We start from the raw sequence: 1,404 nt of genomic DNA, 5'->3' as shown, positions 1-1,404 counted from the left end.
ACAAGTCTGAGACCTGATGCCGAGCCGATTGTGGTGAAGTGGATGATCCTATGCTGTCGAGAAAAGCCTCTAGCGAGTTTCATGGCGGCCCGTACCCTAAACCGACTCAGGTGGTCAGGTAGAGAATACCGAGGCGTTCGGGTGAACTATGGTTAAGGAACTCGGCAAAATGCCCCCGTAACTTCGGGAGAAGGGGGGCCACAACTGGTGATCCGATTTACTCGGTGAGCTGGGGGTGGCCGCAGAGACCAGCGAGAAGCGACTGTTTACTAAAAACACAGGTCCGTGCGAAGCCGTAAGGCGATGTATACGGACTGACGCCTGCCCGGTGCTGGAACGTTAAGGGGACCGGTTAGTCACATTTCGGTGTGGCGAAGCTGAGAACTTAAGCGCCAGTAAACGGCGGTGGTAACTATAACCATCCTAAGGTAGCGAAATTCCTTGTCGGGTAAGTTCCGACCTGCACGAATGGCGTAACGACTTCTCGACTGTCTCAACCATAGGCCCGGTGAAATTGCACTACGAGTAAAGATGCTCGTTTCGCGCAGCAGGACGGAAAGACCCCGGGACCTTTACTATAGCTTGATATTGGTGTTCGGTTCGGCTTGTGTAGGATAGGTGGGAGACTTTGAAGTCATGGCGCCAGCCATGGTGGAGTCGTCGTTGAAATACCACTCTGGTCGTGCTGGATGTCTAACCTCGGTCCGTGATCCGGATCAGGGACAGTGTCTGGTGGGTAGTTTAACTGGGGCGGTTGCCTCCTAAAGAGTAACGGAGGCGCCCAAAGGTTCCCTCAGCCTGGTTGGCAATCAGGTGTTGAGTGTAAGTGCACAAGGGAGCTTGACTGTGAGACTGACGGGTCGAGCAGGGACGAAAGTCGGGACTAGTGATCCGGCGGTGGCTTGTGGAAGCGCCGTCGCTCAACGGATAAAAGGTACCCCGGGGATAACAGGCTGATCTTCCCCAAGAGTCCATATCGACGGGATGGTTTGGCACCTCGATGTCGGCTCGTCGCATCCTGGGGCTGGAGTCGGTCCCAAGGGTTGGGCTGTTCGCCCATTAAAGCGGTACGCGAGCTGGGTTTAGAACGTCGTGAGACAGTTCGGTCCCTATCCGCTGCGCGCGTAGGAATATTGAGAAGGGCTGTCCCTAGTACGAGAGGACCGGGACGGACGAACCTCTGGTGTGCCAGTTGTCCTGCCAAGGGCATGGCTGGTTGGCTACGTTCGGAAAGGATAACCGCTGAAAGCATCTAAGCGGGAAGCCTGCTTCGAGATGAGTATTCCCACCCCCTTTGAGGGGTTAAGGCTCCCAGTAGACGACTGGGTTGATAGGCCAGATGTGGAAGCCCGGTAACGGGTGGAGCTGACTGGTACTAATAGGCCGAGGGCTTGTCTAACTATT

The 1,404-nt window shown here is 55.5% G+C and carries 1 rRNA gene (only partly in view); it reads left to right on the top strand.

The annotated features are described in order from the left end of the window. Nucleotides 1–1,399, top strand: a 23S ribosomal RNA gene (locus tag AC07DC_RS41940); it begins 1,644 nt to the left of the window's first position. The last annotated feature ends 5 nt before the right edge of the window (nt 1,400–1,404 follow it).

It is taken from the genome of Streptomyces sp. NPDC045021 (assembly GCF_056432645.1).
This window is presented reverse-complemented; position numbering and strand designations above follow the sequence as displayed.